Origin of the sequence: Paraburkholderia sp. Ac-20336, assembly GCF_017105025.1 — a bacterium.
Lineage (GTDB): Bacteria > Pseudomonadota > Gammaproteobacteria > Burkholderiales > Burkholderiaceae > Paraburkholderia.
The window spans coordinates 39,689-57,621 of record NZ_JAAGPS010000030.1; the positions used below are offsets into that span (position 1 = coordinate 39,689).

Consider the following 17,933-nt stretch of genomic DNA (forward strand, 5'->3'; position numbering starts at 1 on the left):
ACGCGTGTTTCACCCATCAGCTTCACCCATCATCGTCGTTCGGAGATTTTTTCATGACAGCGTCTTTCGGCCCTTCCTACGTGCGCGCGATCGCGCCGTACATCGCCGGCAAGCCGATTTCGGAAGTGGCCCGCGAGTTCGGTCTCGAAGAGGCGAGCATCGTGAAGCTGGCGTCGAATGAAAATCCGCTCGGCATGCCTGCCTCGGCGCAGCGCGCGATGACGCAGGCGATCGCCGATCTTGGCCGTTATCCGGATTCGAACGGCTTCGAGCTGAAGGCGGCACTCGCCGCGCGCTACGGCGTGCCGGCCGAGTGGATCACGCTCGGCAACGGCAGCAACGACATTCTCGAACTCGCCGCTCATGCGTTCGTCGAGAAAGGCCAGGCGGTCGTGTTCTCGCAGTATTCGTTCATGGTCTATGCGCTTGCGGCGCAGGGCGTCGGCGCGCGCGCGATCGCTGTGCCGGCGGTGCGTCATGGTCACGATCTCGACGCGATGCTCGCCGCGATCGACGACGACACCCGGCTTGTCTTCGTCGCCAATCCGAACAATCCGACCGGCACGTTCGTCGACGGCCCGACACTCGCGGCGTTTCTCGACAAGGTGCCGCGCCATGTGGTCGTGGTGCTCGACGAGGCGTACACCGAATATCTGCCGGCGGACAAGCGCTACGATTCGATCGACTGGGTGCGCCGCTACCCGAACCTGCTCGTGTCGCGCACGTTCTCGAAGGCGTTCGGGCTCGCCGGTTTGCGCATCGGCTTTGCGATCGCGCAGCCTGAATTGACCGATCTGCTGAACCGTCTGCGTCAGCCGTTCAACGTGAATACGCTCGCGCAGGCCGCGGCCATCGCCGCACTGAACGACAGCGAGTTTCTCGAAAAGAGCGCGGCGCTGAATGCGCAAGGCTATCGTCGTTTGACCGAGGCGTTCGACCGGCTCGGCCTCGAATACGTGCCGTCCGCGGGCAATTTCGTGCTCGTGCGCGTCGGCAACGACGATTCGGCGGGCGCCCGTGTGAACCTCTCGCTGCTCAAACAGGCCGTGATCGTGCGGCCGGTCGCCAACTACGGTTTGCCGCAATGGCTGCGTATTACGATCGGGCTGCCCGAGGAAAACGACGCGTTTGTCGCGGCGCTCGAAAAGGCGCTTGCGGAGCTTGCCGCGCCTTTGGCGTGAATCAGCGCTGATCCTTCTTGAACCGCGCGCCCGCCCAGCGAGGCTGGCGTGCTTATTGTGTAACCGACTGTGTGACCGACGTGGCCGCGTTTTCTTTTGACAAGCTGGTGATTTTCGGTGTCGGCCTGATCGGCGGATCGCTCGCGCGCGCTTTGCGCGAACGCGGCGAGGCCGATGGGGCGCGCACGGTGATCGGCGTGGGACGGACGTCCGCGTCGAGCGAGCGCGCCTTGGCGCTCGGTGTGATCGATGACGCCGCGGCGCTCGACGACGATGCCGCGTTGCGCGCCGCGCTCGCCGGCGCGGATTTCGTGCTGCTCGCGGCGCCTGTCGCCCAGACGCAGCCGTTGCTCGAGCGCATCGCGCCGTATCTCGATGCAAACACGATCGTTACCGACGCGGGCAGCACCAAGTCCGACGTGGTGGCCGCGGCGCGCGCGGCGCTCGGCGCGCGGATCGGCCAGTTCGTGCCGGGCCATCCGATTGCCGGGCGCGAGTCGAGCGGCGTCGACGCCGCCTTGCCCGATCTGTACGTGAATCGCAACGTCGTGCTGTGTCCGCTGCCGGAGAATGCGCCGCAGGCGGTCGAGCGGGTCGCGGCGATGTGGCGCGCAACCGGCGCGCTCGTGCGGGTCATGCTGCCCGAGCAGCATGACCGCGTGTTCGCGTCGGTCAGCCATCTGCCGCACGTGCTGTCGTTCGCGCTCGTCGAGCAGATTCTCAATTCGCCCGATGCCGCGTTGAAGTTCTCGTTCGCGGCGGGCGGCTTTCGCGACTTCACACGCATCGCCGCGTCGAGCCCGGAAATGTGGCGCGACGTGTGCGTCGCCAATCGGGCCGCGTTGCTCGACGAACTCGACGCTTACACCGCGGTGCTCGCGCGCCTGCGCACGGCGATCGAAGCCGGCGACGGCGCCGCGCTCGAAGCCGTGTTCGCGCGCTCGCGCGTCGCGCGCAGTCAATGGCAGGAACAGCGCGCAACCGGCGTGGCCGGCAGCGACGCGTCGAAATAACCGGAAACTGGACTCATCATGGAATTCCTCGATCTCGGACCTTTTTCCCGTGCGTCCGGCACGGTTCGTCTGCCCGGCTCGAAGAGCATCTCGAACCGTGTGCTACTGCTCGCGGCGCTCGCCGAGGGCGACACGACGATCACGAACCTGCTCGATTCCGACGACACCCGCGTGATGCTCGACGCGCTCGAAAAGCTCGGCGTGCGTCTGAAGCGCGACGGCGACACCTGCGTCGTCACCGGCACGCGCGGCGCGTTCACCGCGCGCACGGCCGACCTGTTCCTCGGCAACGCGGGCACGGCGGTGCGTCCGCTGACCGCGGCGCTCGCCGTGAACGGCGGCGACTACCGGATCCACGGCGTGCCGCGCATGCACGAGCGGCCGATCGGCGATCTCGTCGACGGCTTGCGGCAGATCGGTGCGCAGATCGACTACGAGCAGAACGAAGGCTATCCGCCGCTGCGCATTCGCCCCGCGCAGATTTCCGCCGAGGCGCCGATCCGCGTGCGCGGCGACGTGTCGAGCCAGTTCCTGACCTCGCTGCTGATGACGCTGCCGCTCCTGCGTACCGCGAGCGGCGTCACCACCGTGCAGGTGGAGGGCGAGCTGATCTCGAAGCCGTACATCGAGATCACGATCAAGCTGATGGAGCGCTTCGGCATCAAGGTCGAGCGGCACGGCTGGCACCAGTTCGTCGTGCCGGCGGGGCAGCGCTATCAGTCGCCGGGCCGGATCATGGTGGAGGGCGATGCGTCGTCGGCGTCGTATTTCCTTGCGGCGGGCGCGCTCGGCGGCGGCCCGCTGAAAGTGGAGGGCGTCGGCCGCGCGAGCATCCAGGGCGACGTCGGCTTTGCCGATGCGCTGATCCGGATGGGCGCGAACCTGCAGATGGGCGAGGACTGGATCGAAGTGCGCGGCGTCGGCAACGATCACGGCAAGCTCGACCCGATCGACATGGACTTCAACCTGATTCCCGATGCCGCGATGACGATCGCCGTCGCCGCGCTGTTCGCGGACGGCACGACCACGCTGCGCAACATCGCGAGCTGGCGCGTGAAGGAGACCGACCGCATCGCCGCGATGGCGACCGAACTGCGCAAGGTCGGCGCGAAGGTGCAGGAGGGCGAGGATTTCCTTGTCGTCACGCCGCCCGAAAAGCTGATTCCGAACGCCGCGATCGACACCTACGACGACCACCGTATGGCGATGTGCTTTTCGCTTGTGAGCTTGGGCGGCGTGCCGATCCGCATCAACGACCCGAAGTGCGTCGGCAAGACGTTCCCCGATTATTTCGAGCGCTTCGCCGCGCTCGCCCAACCCTGATTCAACCCGGATTCGCTTGCGAACCGACTGACGTGCGACTTTTTCGATGAAACCGACCCGTCCCTTTCACCAGACGCCCGTCATTACGATCGACGGCCCGAGTGCCTCCGGCAAAGGCACCGTGGCCGCGCTGGTCGCCGCGAACCTCGGCTTTCACCTGCTCGACAGCGGCGCGCTCTACCGGCTCGCGGCGCTCGCGAGCCTGCGCTACGGCGTTGCCGAAAACGACGTCGACGCGCTCGTGACGCTGATCGACGACCTTCACATCACGTTTCGCGAGGGGCTCGCGCAACTCGACGGCGTCGACGTGTCGAACGAAATCCGCGCCGAGGAAGTGGGCAGCCGGGCCTCGGCGATCGCCGTGCACGTGCCCGTGCGAGCCGCGCTGGTGGCGCGTCAGCGGGCGTTTCGCAAGGAGCCGGGGCTTGTTGCCGACGGTCGCGACATGGGCACCGTGATCTTCCAGGATGCGGTGCTGAAAGTGTTCATGACCGCGAGCGTGGAAGCGCGCGCGGCGCGCCGGCATAAGCAATTGATCCAAAAAGGATTTTCTGCTAATATAGATGACTTGCTCCGGGATTTGCGTGAGCGCGACGAGCGTGACAGTCAGCGCGCAGCCGCGCCGCTCAAGCCCGCGGCGGATGCAAAGCTGCTTGATACCTCCGCATTGTCGGTCGACCAGGCGGTCGAGCAGGTGGTGCAATGGTATGAAGCGCTAGTCCCGCATGCGTGACTCGAAACAGTAACGCAGCGGCGGCGCAACAGTTCCGTTGTTGGTAGGTGCTTCGCGATGGTCGCGAAGCGTTGTTTTTAACCCTTTAACCCCGCGTGGCATTCGCGTTTTTGCCGAAGTTGCTGACCGTCCGGTGAGCCAGGCGCTGCGAAAACCATGCAAATTCTGATTTTTATGTCCGACCTGCAAACCTCTACCCCGAATACCGAATCTTTTGCGGCTCTGTTCGAAGAGTCGCTGACCAAGCAGGACATGCGCGCCGGCGAAGTGATTTCCGCCGAAGTCGTGCGTGTCGACCACAACTTCGTGGTCGTGAATGCTGGTCTGAAGTCCGAAGCCTACATCCCGCTCGAAGAGTTCCTGAACGACGCGGGCGAGGTAGAAGTGCAGGCGGGTGACTTCGTTTCCGTTGCGATCGACGCGCTGGAAAACGGCTATGGCGACACGATCCTGTCGCGCGACAAGGCGAAGCGTCTCGCTTCGTGGCTGTCGCTGGAAAAAGCGCTCGACAACAACGAGCTCGTGACCGGCACGATCACGGGCAAGGTCAAGGGCGGCATGACTGTCATGGTCAACGGCATCCGCGCGTTCCTGCCGGGTTCGCTGGTCGATACACGTCCGGTCAAGGACACGACCCCGTACGAAGGCAAGACCCTCGAATTCCGCGTCATCAAGCTCGACCGCAAGCGTAACAACGTCGTGCTGTCGCGCCGCGCTGTCATCGAGGCAACGCAAGGCGAAGAGCGCGCGAAGCTGCTCGAAACGCTGAAGGAAGGCGCGATCGTCGAAGGCGTGGTCAAGAACATCACCGACTACGGTGCGTTCGTCGACCTCGGCGGTATCGACGGCCTGCTGCACATCACCGACATCGCATGGCGTCGCGTGCGTCACCCGAGCGAAGTGCTGTCGGTTGGCCAGGAAGTCACCGCGAAGATCCTCAAGTTCGATCAGGAAAAGAACCGCGTTTCGCTCGGTATCAAGCAACTGGGCGACGATCCGTGGGAAGGCATCTCGCGCCGTTACCCGTCGGGCACGCGCCTGTTCGGCAAGGTCACCAACATCACCGACTACGGCGCATTCGTCGAAGTGGAATCGGGCATCGAAGGCCTCGTCCACGTGTCGGAAATGGACTGGACCAACAAGAACGTTGCGCCGTCGAAGGTTGTCCAGCTGGGCGACGAAGTCGAAGTCATGGTTCTCGAAATCGACGAAGACCGCCGCCGTATCAGCCTCGGCATGAAGCAGTGCAAGCCGAACCCGTGGGACGACTTCAGCCGCAACTTCAAGAAGGGCGACAAGCTGCAAGGCGCGATCAAGTCGATCACCGACTTCGGCGTCTTCATCGGTCTGCCGGGCGGTATCGACGGTCTGGTTCACCTGTCGGACCTGTCGTGGAGCGAAACCGGCGAAGAAGCCGTCCGCAAGTACAAGAAGGGCGACGAAGTGGAAGCGATCGTTCTCGGCATCGACGTCGAGAAGGAACGCATTTCGCTGGGCATCAAGCAGCTCGAAGGCGACCCGTTCAGCAACTACGTTGCAATGAACGACAAGGGTTCGATCGTCGATGGCACGGTCAAGACCGTGGACGCGAAGGGTGCCGTGGTTCAGCTCTCGGGTGAAGTCGAAGGCTACCTGCGCGCTTCGGAAATCGCGCAAGACCGCGTGGAAGACGCTCGCAACGTGCTGAAGGAAGGCGACAAGGTCAACGCGATGATCATCAACATCGATCGCAAGTCGCGTGGCATCAACCTGTCGATCAAGGCGAAGGATTCGGCCGAGCAACAGGAAGCCATCCGCGGTCTCGCTGCTTCGGATTCGAGCGCAGCCGCTACCGGCACGACGAACCTCGGCGCGCTGCTGAAGGCCAAGCTCGACGGCCAGAACCAGTAAGCCTGAGAGGTCTGCTGCAGTATGACCAAATCGGAATTGGTCGCCCAGCTGGCTACGCGATTTCCGCAGCTTGTTCTCAAAGATGCGGATTTCGCGGTGAAGACGATGCTCGATGCGATGTCGGAGGCGCTTGCCAACGGCCATCGCATCGAAATTCGCGGCTTCGGCAGCTTCGGCCTCAACCGCCGTCCTTCCCGCGTCGGACGCAATCCGAAGTCGGGCGAGAAGGTGCTGGTACCTGAGAAGTACGTACCGCACTTCAAGCCGGGCAAGGAGTTGCGCGAGCGGGTGGATCGCCGCGCGGGCGAGCCGTTGAAGGCCGAAGAGCCGGATGACGACCTGTAAATGCTTCGCTGTGCGTCGTGCAGCGTGGCATAGCTAGCGTCAGCGGCCAAAGCCAGTCGGCAAAAGACCAGGAAAAGCGCCTTCGGGCGCTTTTTTTTTCGTCTGTACTGTGTGGCTGGTGCGGTGATACCTACGCAGGCGCAGGTCACAAACCAGGCGGCGCTTGCCGTTCCTATGTGCGCCCGCATTTCCGCTCGCGGCAACCAGAGACCAGCCCCCGGCAAGCCTCTGCGCCACCACCTGCTGCCCAGCCGCGAGGGCTTCAATTACAATACGGGTCACTTCGGCGCGGGCAACACCGTGGCGCGACGCGTCATCAAGCCGGCGTCACCCCGCAACTGCCGTCAAGAGACTTACTCATGAAATTTATCGTCTGGCTGATCCGCGTGCTGGTGTTCGTGCTGTTGCTGGTGCTGGCACTGTCCAATACGCAACCCGCTACGCTGAATTTCCTCGCCGGCTATGCCTGGTCGGCGCCCCTGATCCTGATTGGCCTCGCGTTTTTCGTGGTCGGTTTGCTCGCGGGGCTTGTGTCGGCGATGCCGGCCGTCGTGCGCTTGCGCATGGAAAATGGCCGTCTCAAGCGCGAGCTGCGTGTGGCGCGCGAAACGCCGCCGGTCGTCGAACAGCCGCCGCTGCCGCCGTTGATCTGAATTTCCCCGTGCCGCGCGCGTTGAGCGCGGCTTTTTGTTTCCGCTTGCCCGCACATTTGCATCAATCGCATGGATCTAGACTTCTGGTGGCTGCTTGTCATACCCGTCGCATTCGCATTCGGCTGGATGGCGGCGCGCTACGACCTCAAGACGCTGCTGTCCGAAAGCGCGAACCTGCCGCGCTCGTATTTTCGCGGCCTGAACTTCCTGCTCAACGAGCAGCCTGACCAGGCAATCGACGCGTTCATCGAGGTCGTCAAGCTCGACCCCGAAACGGTCGAACTGCATTTCGCGCTCGGCAACCTGTTTCGCCGCCGCGGCGAAACGGATCGCGCGATTCGCGTGCATCAGAACCTGTTGAGCCGCGCGGACCTGCCCGTCAGCGAACGCGATCACGCGCTCTACGAACTGGGTCAGGACTTCCTGAAAGCGGGCCTACTCGATCGTGCGGAAGAAACCTTCCGCTCGCTGCAGGCCGGCGATTACGCTTTGGGCGCGCAACGCGCGCTGCTCACGATCTACGAAATCGAGAAGGACTGGATCAAGTCGATCGACACCGCGCGCCATCTCGAAGCGATGGGCGCGCCGTCGCTCGATAAGGAAATCGCGCAGTTCCATTGCGAGCTCGCGCAGGAAGCCTTGCAGCAGAAGAAGCCGGACGAAGCGCGCCGCCAGCTTGGCTTTGCGCTGAAGGCGAACCCGACCAACGTGCGCGCGACGATCCTGTTCGGCGACGTCGACGCGGCCGGCGGCGAGCCCGAAGCGGCGGTCCGGCAATGGCGGCGCGTCGAGGAGCAGAACTCCGCATATTTGCCGCTCGTCGCCGAAAAAATCATGAAGGCCTACGAAGCGCTCGGCCGTGCGCAGGAAGGCGCCGATCTGCTCACGAGCTGGGTGGACCAGCATCCGAACAACGATCTGCTCGACGTCGCCTATCAGCACGTCGCGTCGCTGCGCGGCGCCGAGGCGGCGCATGCGCTCGCGCGCTCGCAAATGCAGAAGTCGCCGAATCTGGCCGGCATGACGCGTTTGCTCGAGGCGCAGCAGGCGGTCGCGGAAGAACCGCGTCGCAGCGAACTGGAGCTGATGCGCACGCTGATCCGCCAGCGCACCAAAAATCTGCCACGTTATACGTGCCAGAATTGCGGTTTCAGGGCGCGGCTTTTCTATTGGCAATGCCCGGGCTGCAGCGGTTGGGAAACCTATGCGCCACGCCGTGTCGAGCCGATTGCCGCGCCGAACTGACGCCGCGCCGCTCGGACCGGCAGGCGCGGCGGCCACCGCGTTGCGCGTATGCCGGCCGCCCCCGTTCGAGCGGCGCGGGCTTCACCACGAATTCATCGCCGCCGGCCTCATGACCGGCACTCATCACCGGACCCCTCTACCGGAAAACGTATGAAAATCACCATTATCGGCACTGGCTATGTGGGCCTCGTCACCGGAGCGTGTCTCGCCGAGATCGGCAACGACGTCTTCTGTCTCGACGTCGATCCGCGCAAGATCGACATCCTCAACAAAGGTGGCGTGCCGATTCACGAGCCGGGCCTGCAGGAGATGATTGCCCGTACGCGCGCGGCCGGACGCATCACATTTTCGACCGACGTCGCGGCGAGCGTCGCGCACGGCGACGTGCAGTTCATCGCGGTCGGCACGCCGCCCGACGAGGACGGCTCGGCCGATCTGCAATACGTGCTCGAGGCGGCGCGCAATATCGGCCGCACGATGAACGGCTTCAAGGTGATCGTCGACAAATCGACGGTGCCGGTCGGCACGGCGCAGCGCGTGCGCGCAGTGATCGAGGAAGAGCTCGCGAAACGCGGCCTCGCGGACAGCAGGCAGCATCGTTTCTCGGTGGTGTCGAATCCCGAGTTCCTGAAGGAAGGCGCGGCCGTCGACGATTTCATGCGCCCCGATCGCATCGTGATCGGCATCGACGAAGACGAAGCCGGCCAGCGCGCGCGCGAAATGATGAAGCGCCTTTACGCGCCGTTCAATCGCAACCACGAACGCACGCTGTACATGGACGTGCGCTCGGCCGAATTCACTAAGTACGCGGCCAACGCGATGCTCGCGACGCGCATCTCGTTCATGAACGAGATGTCGAATCTCGCGGATAAAGTCGGCGCCGATATCGAGTCGGTACGCCGCGGCATCGGCTCCGATCCGCGCATCGGCTATCACTTCCTGTATGCGGGCTGCGGCTACGGCGGCTCGTGCTTCCCGAAGGACGTGCAGGCACTGATCCGCACCGCGAGCGAAAGCGGCCACAACCTGCGCATTCTCGAAGCGGTCGAGGAAGTGAACTACCAGCAGAAGGACGTGCTCGTGAACAAGATCGCGGCGAAGCTCGGCGACGATCTGAGCGGCCGCACGTTCGCGGTATGGGGGCTCGCATTCAAGCCGAATACCGACGACATGCGCGAGGCGCCGAGCCGCCGCGTGATCGGCGAGTTGCTCGCGCGCGGCGCCCAGGTGCGCGCGTACGATCCGGTCGCGGTCACGGAAGCGCGCCGCGTGTTCGCCATGGACCTGCACGATGCACCCGAGCAGCTCGCGCGTCTGAGCTTCGCGAGCACCCAGGACGAAACGCTGACGGGCGCCGACGCGCTCGTGATCGTGACCGAATGGAAGGAGTTCAAGAGTCCGGACTTCGTGCATCTGAAATCGGTACTGAAGACGCCGCTGATTTTCGATGGCCGCAATCTCTACGAGCCGGACGCGATGACCGAACTCGGCATCGACTATCACGCCATTGGACGCCCCTATGCCCAACCCTCTGAACTTCCGGGCGATGCCTGAGACCCTACCCGCGGCTTCCGCGTCCAGGCAGGCCATGCCGTTGACGGTCGTGCCGCGCGCGCAACTGGGCGCGGCGCGCGTGCTCGTGGTCGGCGACGTGATGCTCGACCGCTACTGGTTCGGCGACGTGAACCGCATTTCGCCGGAAGCGCCGGTGCCGGTGGTGCACGTGCAGCGTCAGGAAGACCGTCTTGGCGGCGCGGCGAACGTCGCGCGCAACGCAGTGGCGCTCGGCGCGCAGGCGGGTCTCCTGTGCGTGGTCGGCCATGACGAGCCCGGCGAGCGCATCGTGCAGCTGCTCGACGAAAGCGGCGTGACGCCGCATCTCGAACGCGATCCGGATTTGCTCACGACGATCAAGCTGCGCGTGCTGTCGCGTCAGCAGCAACTGCTGCGCGTCGACTTCGAAAATTCGCCGGCGCACGAAGTGCTGCTCGCGGGGCTCGCGCGCTTCGACGAACTGCTGCCGGCGCACGACGTGATCCTGATGTCCGATTACGCGAAGGGCGGTCTCACGCACGTCACGCAGATGATCGCGAAGGCGCACGCGGCGGCCAAGCCGGTGCTCGTCGATCCGAAGGGCGACGACTGGGAACGCTATCGCGGTGCCACGCTGATCACGCCGAATCGCGCCGAGTTGCGCGAGGTGGTCGGTCAGTGGAAGTCCGAAGAGGATCTGCTCGCGCGCGTGACGAAGCTGCGTGCCGAACTCGAATTCAAGGCGCTGCTGCTGACGCGCTCGGAAGAGGGCATGACGCTGTTCGCCGACGACGGCATCCTGCATGCGTCGGCCGTTGCACGCGAAGTGTATGATGTGTCGGGCGCGGGCGACACCGTGATCGCGACGCTCGCCGCGATGCTCGGCGCGGGGCTCTCGCTTGTCGAAGCGGTCGGGCTCGCGAATCGCGCGGCCGGCATCGTGGTCGGCAAACTCGGCACCGCCACCGTCGACTACGACGAACTCTTTTCCTGACGCAGCTTGCCGGGCCCTGCCGTCCAGGCGGACGCGCAGGGCTCGCGCAGGCGACCGAGCGAAGCTCATACCGCAGGCTCATTACTGCAGGCTCAACTACCGCAGGATCATCATGACCGTCATCGTCACCGGCGCGGCCGGTTTTATCGGCAGCAATCTCGTGAAGGCGCTCAACGAGCGCGGCGAACAACGCATCATCGCCGTCGACAATCTGACGCGCGCGGACAAGTTCCGCAATCTGGTCGACTGCGAAATCGACAACTATCTCGACAAGACCGAATTCGTCGAGCGCTTTGCGCGCGGCGACTTCGGCAAGGTGCGCGCGATCTTCCACGAAGGCGCCTGCTCGGACACGATGGAAACCGACGGCCGCTACATGATGGACAACAACTATCGTTATAGCCGCGACGTGCTCGACGTTTGCCTCGCGCAGAACATCCAGTTCCTGTACGCTTCGTCGGCGGCGACGTATGGCGGTTCGAGCCGCTTCGTCGAGGAGCGCGAGGTCGAGCAGCCGCTCAACGTGTACGGCTATTCGAAGTTCCTGTTCGACCAGGTGATCCGCCGCGTGCTGCCCGCCGCGAAGAGCCAGATCGCCGGCTTCCGCTACTTCAACGTGTACGGGCCGCGCGAAACGCACAAGGCGCGCATGGCGTCGGTCGCGTTTCACAACTTCAACCAGTTCCGCGCCGAGGGCAAGGTCAAGCTGTTCGGCGAATACAACGGCTATGCTGCCGGCGAGCAGACGCGCGATTTCATCTCGGTCGAAGACGTCGTGAAGGTCAACCTGTTCTTCTTCGATCATCCCGAAAAATCGGGCATCTTCAATCTCGGCACCGGCCGCGCGCAACCGTTCAACGACATCGCGAGCACCGTGGTCAACACGCTGCGCGCGCTGAATAACGAGCCGGCGCTGTCGCTCGCGGAGCAGGTACAGCGCGGGCTTATCGAATACGTGCCGTTCCCCGACGCGCTGCGCGGCAAGTACCAGTGCTTCACCCAGGCCGACCAGTCGAAGCTGCGCGCGGCCGGCTACGATGCGCCGTTTCTGAGCGTGCAGGAAGGTGTCGATCGCTACGTACGTTGGCTATTCGGCCAGGTGTAAATAATTCGGATACCTCTTTAAACTGGAATCTCCTGACCGGTGATGGTCGCCGGTCAGTGGCAACAGGGAGATTCCAATATGTTTCGAAAAGTTCTGGTTACCGCGGCCATGCTCGCCGCTTTCGGCCACGCGTATGCGACGGTCGACGTCAACACGGCTAACGAGGATGCGCTGCGCGGCATCAAGGGCATCGGTCCCGCGAAGGCGAAAGCCATTCTCGACGAGCGTACCGCTCATGGCCCGTTCAAGGACCCGGCCGATCTCGGCAAGCGCGTCAAGGGCATGGGCGGGCATACCATCGAGCGCCTGCAGGCGGAGGGTCTCGCTGTCGGTCCGGCTGGCGCGGCTGCTGGCGCGCAGGTTGCGGCGGCGGCTCCGGCCAAGGGCACGGCCGTTCCGGCCGTCACGGCTAAAGACGGCACTGCCGTGGCGGTGAAGAAGTAAGCGCGCGGGCCGCGTGTGTGCAAGCTCGTGCAGTTTCGTGTGGTTTCGTACCACCGCGGGCATCCGGCTCGCCTGCTTCGTGCGCACGCGCGGTCCGCGGCCGCTTTCAGTTTGTTCTGCTGTCGTTGCTCCATCGCGAGTGGCGTAAATGGACACGCCTTCAGCTGTCATTTCCATGACGGGCTCCCGCGGCTCCCCGGCCGCGGGCTTTGGGCCTTGCCGGTGCGGGCATCCATGCGGGCAGAAGGGGCGCACGGCAGCGTCGCAGAGGGTGGTTTAAAATCAACGGACTGAATACAAACTTTCGCGCATCGCTCGCCTCAGAACCCGATATGGCATACAAAACGATTGAAGACACGATCGGCAACACGCCGCTCGTGCAACTGGTCCGGCTCCTCGACGACGAGATCCGCAGCCGCAACAACGTGATTCTCGCCAAGCTCGAGGGCAACAATCCGGCTGGATCGGTGAAGGACCGTCCGGCGTTGTCGATGATCAAGAAGGCGGAAGCGCGCGGCCGCATCAAGCCGGGCGACACGCTGATCGAATCGACGAGCGGCAACACCGGCATTGCGCTGGCGATGGCTGCGGCGATCCGCGGCTACAAGATGGTGCTGATCATGCCGGAAGACCTGTCGGTCGAGCGCCGTCAGAGCATGGCCGCGTATGGCGCGCAGATCATTCTGACGCCGGTCACGGGCGGCATGGAATACGCGCGCGATCTCGCCGAGCAGATGCAGCGCGAAGGCAAGGGCATCATCCTCGACCAGTTCGCGAACCCGGACAATCCGGCGGCGCACGTCGAAGGCACGGGCCCGGAAATCTGGCGCGACACCGAAGGGCGCATCACGCACTTCGTGTCGTCGATGGGAACGACCGGCACGATCATGGGCGTGTCGACGTATCTGAAAACACAGAATCAGCAGATCGAAATCATCGGGGCGCAGCCCGACGAAGGTTCGCGTATTCCCGGCATCCGCAAATGGCCGGAAGCCTATCTGCCGAAAATTTTCGACCGCAGCCGCGTGGATCGCGTCGAGAACGTGAGCCAGTCCGCAGCCGAAGCGATGGCACGCCGCCTGGCGTCGGTCGAAGGCATCTTCGCCGGCATTTCGTCGGGCGGTGCATGCGAAGTCGCGCTGCGTGTCGCGCGCCAGGTCGAGAACGCGACGATCGTGTTCATCGTCTGCGATCGCGGCGACCGTTATCTGTCCACGGGTGTGTTTCCGGCCTGAGTGCGCGAGCCGAGCGAGTCTCGCGAGTCGTAGGTGTCAAGAAAAAGCGCCGGTCGAGCCGGCGCTTTTTGATGTCGTTCGAAGCGAAGCGCACATGGCGCCTCGTCGCGGCATTTATTGCGAAGCGGGGTTCGGCGCACCGGCCGGCGCTTGCGCTCCCTGTGCTCCTTGCGATGCCGTGCCATTGACCGTATCAACCGCATTGGCCGCTTTCGCTGCATTGACCGCATCGAGCGCCTGCATCTGCGCCTTGACCCGCTGGCCCAGCTGATACACCGCGAGCGCATAGAAGAAACTGCGGTTGTAACGCGTCAGCACATAGAAGTTCTTCAGGCCGAGCATGAACTCGGTGCCGCGTCCCGGCGACGGCAGATCGACCACCGTCACCGGCGTGCCCGCTTCCTGGGCGATATCGACGTTCGGCTCGTTCAGCACGAGCCCGGCACGCAGCAACTGGTCGAGCGGCCAGTGCGGTTCGGGCCGGCCGTCGGCGGCCGCCTGCGCGACGCCGAGGCTGCCGATATCCGAGGCGATGCGCCACACCACCGGCCGGCCGCTTTCCCAGCCGTTCTGCCGCAGATAATTCGCGACGCTGCCGATCGCGTCCGCCTGGCTCGTACGCAGATCGATCCCCTTGTTGCCGTCGTAGTTCACCGCGTATTGCACGATGCTGCTCGGCAGGAATTGCGGAATGCCGATCGCGCCGGTATAGGAGCCGAGCACCGTGGTCGGGTCGATCTGCGAGTCGCGCGTCCACACCAGATAGTCTTCGAGATTCTTGCGGAAGGTGGCCTGGCGATCCGCGCGATTGGCGGTGTTCGGGTAATCGAAGCTCAGCGTGGTCAGGGCATCGAGCACGCGGAAGTTGCCCATGTAGCGGCCGTAGATCGTCTCCACGCCGATGATGCCGACGATCACTTCCGGCGGCACGCCGAACTCTTCATAGGCGCGCTGCAAGGTGGCCTGGTTCTCGCGCCAGAAGCGCACGCCGGCATTGATGCGCACCGGGTCCAGGAAGCGCGCCTGATACACGCGCCAGTTCTTGATCGACGGCGAAGGCGAGGGCGTCACGAGTTTCACCGCGGTCGTCGAATAGCTGACGCCGGCAAAGAGCGCGTGCAGCGCGGCTGCGTCGAAGTCATAGCGCGCCACCATCTCGTTGATGAACGCGTCGACATTCGCGTTATTCGCGTAACGCTGCGGAATGATCTCTTCCTCGAACGTCTGCCCCTGCTGGACCGGCTGCTGCGGCTGGCTCTGCGCGACCAGCACCGGCGCCTTGCGCGCGGCGCTTTGCGCGTGCGCCGGACTCGCTGTCATGAGCATGCACGATGCGGCGGACAGTGAGGCGGCCAGCGCGCCAAGGCGCAACCGGTTGCGTGTGGATCGTGCGGACAGGGCAGACTTGACGGTCATAGTGAGAGCAGTGGGCGCAATGCGTGGAAGACAGTGAGGCACCGGGAAACAGGTCGGGGCAGTATACCCGACGGCTTTCGCAAAACCGTGCCGATCGTGCCACAGCCGTCAGGCGGCGACGCCGCGGCGGCGGCCTGTGGTAACTTGATGCATGTTGGCGCGCCGGGGCGCGCCGCTCGACGGAGACACGCCGCGCGCATCGCATGCGCCGCGCGTAGAAGAGACGCACAAGAGAACCATGGCAACAGCCTTTTATTCCCACGCCGACTGTCTGCTGCACGACATGGGGCGGTGGCATCCCGAATGTCCCGCGCGCCTGCAGGCGATCGAGGATCAACTGATCGCGAGCCGCATCGACACGCTGATCGAGCGCGAGCCGGCGCCGCTCGCCGACGAAACCGCGCTGCTGCGCGTGCATACGCAGGCGCATGTCGACTACATCCGCAGCCGCTCGCCGGCCGAGGGCATCGCCGAAATCGATCCCGACACGACGATGAATCCGCACACCTGGCAAGCCGCGTTGCGCGCCGCGGGCGCGGCGGTCGCCGCCACCGACGCGGTGCTCGAAGGCCGTTACGACAACGCGTTCTGCAGCGTGCGGCCACCCGGCCACCACGCGGAGCCGGCGCGCGCGATGGGCTTCTGCTTCTTCAACAACGTCGCGATCGCGGCGCGTCATGCACTCGAAGTGCATGGCCTCGCGCGCGTCGCGATCGTCGACTTCGACGTGCACCACGGCAACGGCACCGAGGCCGCGTTCTCGGGCGACCCGCGCGTGCTGATGTGCAGCATCTTCCAGCATCCGTTCTATCCGTTCACGGGCGCCGACAACCAGGCGTCCAACATGTGCAACGTGCCGATGCCGGCGCGCTCGAACGGCATGGCCGTGCGCGAGGCTGTCGACATGCTGTGGCTGCCGCGCCTGCACGAATTCAAGCCGGAGATGCTGTTCATCTCGGCCGGCTTCGATGCGCATCGCGAAGACGACCTCGGCAACATGGGGCTCGTCGAGGACGATTACGCATGGATCACCGAGCAGATGCGCGAGATCGCGCGGCGCTATGCGCGCGGGCGCATCGTCAGCTGTCTCGAAGGCGGCTACAACCTGTCGGCGCTCGGGCGCAGCGTGGTCGCGCACGTGCGGGCGTTGGCCGGGATCTGATATCGCCACAACGTCCGGCAGCGAGGAGCGAGCCATGAACGCCAGTCCCGCCGACAGCGGCAAGGTCTCACTGGTCGAGATCGAACACGACGCGTATCGCGTGCGCGGTGTCGTGCGCGTGACGATGAACCGGCCCGCCGCGTTCAATGCGCTATCCGAAGCATTGCTCGACGAACTGCAGCAGAGCTTGAGCGCGATCTCGAAGACGGACGCGCGCGTTGTCGTGATCGCCGGGGCCGGGTGGGCGTTTTGCGCGGGACACGATCTGAAGGAGATGCGCGCGGCGCCGTCGCTTGAGTATTACCAGCGGCTTTTCGCGCGCTGCACGAAGCTGATGATGACGATCCAGCGCATGCCGCAGCCGGTGATCGCGCGCGTGCACGGCATCGCGACCGCGGCCGGTTGCCAGCTCGTCGCAATGTGCGATCTCGCGGTCGCCGTCGATACCGCGCGCTTCGCCGTCTCGGGCGTGAATCTCGGGCTGTTCTGCGCGACGCCGTCGGTGCCGCTGTCGCGCAACCTGTCGCGCAAGGCGGCGCTCGAAATGCTGCTCACCGGCGATTTCATCGACGCCGCGCAGGCGCAGCAGCAGGGCCTCGTCAATCGCGCGGTCCCGGCCGACATGCTCGACGACGAACTCGCGCGGCTCGCCGCGAGCATCTGCGCGAAGCCGGTCGAAGCGGTCAGCGCGGGCAAGGGGCTGTTCTACCGGCAGCTCGAAATGGGTATCGAGGCTGCCTACCAACTTGCCGGCCAGACGATGGCCTGCAACATGATGGACGACTCGGCGCTCGAAGGCGTGCAGGCGTTCATCGACAAGCGCGCGCCGGACTGGAAGCGGTAGACGGTCGCAAGCGCTGTGGTTCTGTTCGTCAACCGTCGCTGGGCGCAGCCGTCAATTCGAGGTCGCCCAGAGGTCACCGTCGCACCCCGCATCGCTCAGCTTCGCCCTACCGCCCGCATCTCGATCCACTCGATCAACGCGCCGATCACCCGATCGCGGTCGAGATCGTTCATCGTCTCGTGATAGCTGCCTTCGTACAGCGTAAGCGTTTTATCCGGCGAGCCCGCGTGCTCGCCGAAGGCGCGACTGCCGTCGGGCTCGGTCAGTTTGTCCGCGGTGCCGTGATAGACGAGCAGCGGCATGCACAGATTCGCGCGGCCGCGTTCGATGCGCGCCATCGCGAGCAGCAGCTCGGCACCCGTGCGTGCCGGAATCGCGTCGTGATGCACGAGCGGATCGTTGCGATTGGCGTTCACCACCGGCTGTAGACGCGAGAGCAGCGCGGGGTCGATCTTCATCGCCGGGAAGCCCGGGTAGAGGCGGCTGATTATCTGGCTCGCCGCGAGCATCCAGCGCGGCACGTCGCGGCCCGGCGCCAGCGCGGGACTCGACAGGATCAGGCCGCTCAAGCGACGGCCGCTTGCGGCAAGCCGTTCGATCGCATGGAGCGCGGCGATTGCGCCGCCCATGCTGTGCCCCATCAGGAACAGCGGTGCGCAGCTTTGCGCGGCGGCGTCGACGAGCGCCTGCGCGTCGAGCAGATAGTCGTCGAAGCGCTTCACGTAGGCGCGCTTGCCGGGCGCATGGCCGTGGCCACGCAGATCGATCGCGACGAGCTCGATGCCCGCGCCGTTGAGCCGGCCGGCCAGCGCGGCGT

17 protein-coding genes are annotated in these 17,933 nt (G+C 64.7%); 15 read left to right on the forward strand and 2 right to left on the reverse strand.

The window, feature by feature from the left end; translation table 11 throughout:
- Positions 1-53: 53 nt before the first annotated feature.
- From hisC to cysM, 13 genes are all read left to right on the forward strand, one after another.
- Positions 54-1,181, forward strand: coding sequence for a histidinol-phosphate transaminase (gene hisC / locus GXB81_RS12175; RefSeq protein ID WP_205989239.1), 1,128 nt, complete (start codon positions 54-56; stop codon positions 1,179-1,181).
- A 71-nt stretch (positions 1,182-1,252) separates the two neighbouring features.
- Positions 1,253-2,194 (forward strand): prephenate dehydrogenase/arogenate dehydrogenase family protein, encoded by a 942-nt coding sequence (locus GXB81_RS12180; RefSeq protein WP_205989240.1) that lies wholly within the window; start codon positions 1,253-1,255, stop codon positions 2,192-2,194.
- Positions 2,195-2,212: 18 nt separating this feature from the next.
- Positions 2,213-3,517, forward strand: a complete 1,305-nt coding sequence (aroA, locus tag GXB81_RS12185; protein ID WP_205989241.1) for a 3-phosphoshikimate 1-carboxyvinyltransferase — start codon at positions 2,213-2,215, stop codon at positions 3,515-3,517.
- Positions 3,518-3,563: 46 nt separating this feature from the next.
- A complete protein-coding gene (gene cmk / locus GXB81_RS12190; RefSeq protein WP_205989242.1) occupies positions 3,564-4,250 on the forward strand; it encodes a (d)CMP kinase in 687 nt (228 codons plus the stop codon).
- Between the two features lie 156 nt (positions 4,251-4,406).
- On the forward strand, positions 4,407-6,140 hold the full coding sequence (rpsA, locus tag GXB81_RS12195) for a 30S ribosomal protein S1 (RefSeq protein WP_167049503.1): 1,734 nt from the start codon (positions 4,407-4,409) through the stop codon (positions 6,138-6,140).
- Between the two features lie 21 nt (positions 6,141-6,161).
- Complete coding sequence (locus tag GXB81_RS12200; protein WP_007180889.1) at positions 6,162-6,485, forward strand: integration host factor subunit beta; 324 nt, start codon at positions 6,162-6,164, stop codon at positions 6,483-6,485.
- A gap of 359 nt (positions 6,486-6,844) precedes the next feature.
- The gene (locus GXB81_RS12205) at positions 6,845-7,138 is read left to right on the forward strand and encodes a LapA family protein (protein ID WP_167049501.1); all 294 of its coding nucleotides are present in this window, start codon (positions 6,845-6,847) and stop codon (positions 7,136-7,138) included.
- Positions 7,139-7,207: 69 nt separating this feature from the next.
- Positions 7,208-8,383, forward strand: coding sequence for a lipopolysaccharide assembly protein LapB (lapB, locus tag GXB81_RS12210; RefSeq protein WP_205989243.1), 1,176 nt, complete (start codon positions 7,208-7,210; stop codon positions 8,381-8,383).
- A 150-nt stretch (positions 8,384-8,533) separates the two neighbouring features.
- Entirely contained in the window at positions 8,534-9,937 is a 1,404-nt protein-coding gene (locus tag GXB81_RS12215; protein WP_167284697.1) for a UDP-glucose/GDP-mannose dehydrogenase family protein, read from the forward strand.
- The gene (gene rfaE1, locus GXB81_RS12220; protein WP_275691481.1) at positions 9,903-10,910 is read left to right on the forward strand and encodes a D-glycero-beta-D-manno-heptose-7-phosphate kinase; all 1,008 of its coding nucleotides are present in this window, start codon (positions 9,903-9,905) and stop codon (positions 10,908-10,910) included. The genes GXB81_RS12215 and rfaE1 overlap by 35 nt, the downstream gene beginning before the upstream one ends.
- A 112-nt stretch (positions 10,911-11,022) precedes the next feature.
- Positions 11,023-12,015: an ADP-glyceromanno-heptose 6-epimerase gene (rfaD, locus tag GXB81_RS12225; protein WP_205989244.1), complete on the forward strand. Its 993-nt coding sequence runs from the start codon at positions 11,023-11,025 to the stop codon at positions 12,013-12,015.
- Positions 12,016-12,093: 78 nt separating this feature from the next.
- Positions 12,094-12,459, forward strand: a complete 366-nt coding sequence (locus GXB81_RS12230) for a helix-hairpin-helix domain-containing protein (protein ID WP_167049493.1) — start codon at positions 12,094-12,096, stop codon at positions 12,457-12,459.
- Positions 12,460-12,791: 332 nt separating this feature from the next.
- The gene (gene cysM, locus GXB81_RS12235) at positions 12,792-13,694 is read left to right on the forward strand and encodes a cysteine synthase CysM (protein WP_205989245.1); all 903 of its coding nucleotides are present in this window, start codon (positions 12,792-12,794) and stop codon (positions 13,692-13,694) included.
- 114 nt (positions 13,695-13,808) lie between these two features.
- On the opposite strand, the gene mltB is transcribed toward cysM, so the two are convergent.
- Positions 13,809-15,020 carry a lytic murein transglycosylase B gene (mltB, locus tag GXB81_RS12240; RefSeq protein ID WP_241016321.1) on the reverse strand — a complete coding sequence of 404 codons (1,212 nt, stop codon included), beginning with the start codon at positions 15,018-15,020 and terminating at the stop codon, positions 13,809-13,811.
- A 328-nt stretch (positions 15,021-15,348) separates the two neighbouring features.
- Here mltB and GXB81_RS12245 point away from each other — a divergent pair, with 328 nt between their 5' ends.
- On the forward strand, positions 15,349-16,272 hold the full coding sequence (locus GXB81_RS12245) for a histone deacetylase family protein (protein WP_167049487.1): 924 nt from the start codon (positions 15,349-15,351) through the stop codon (positions 16,270-16,272).
- A gap of 34 nt (positions 16,273-16,306) precedes the next feature.
- On the forward strand, positions 16,307-17,116 hold the full coding sequence (locus GXB81_RS12250; RefSeq protein ID WP_205989246.1) for an enoyl-CoA hydratase: 810 nt from the start codon (positions 16,307-16,309) through the stop codon (positions 17,114-17,116).
- Between the two features lie 95 nt (positions 17,117-17,211).
- On the opposite strand, the gene GXB81_RS12255 is transcribed toward GXB81_RS12250, so the two are convergent.
- Positions 17,212-17,933: alpha/beta hydrolase (locus GXB81_RS12255; protein ID WP_205989247.1), on the reverse strand; the 722-nt coding region annotated here is incomplete at its 5' end.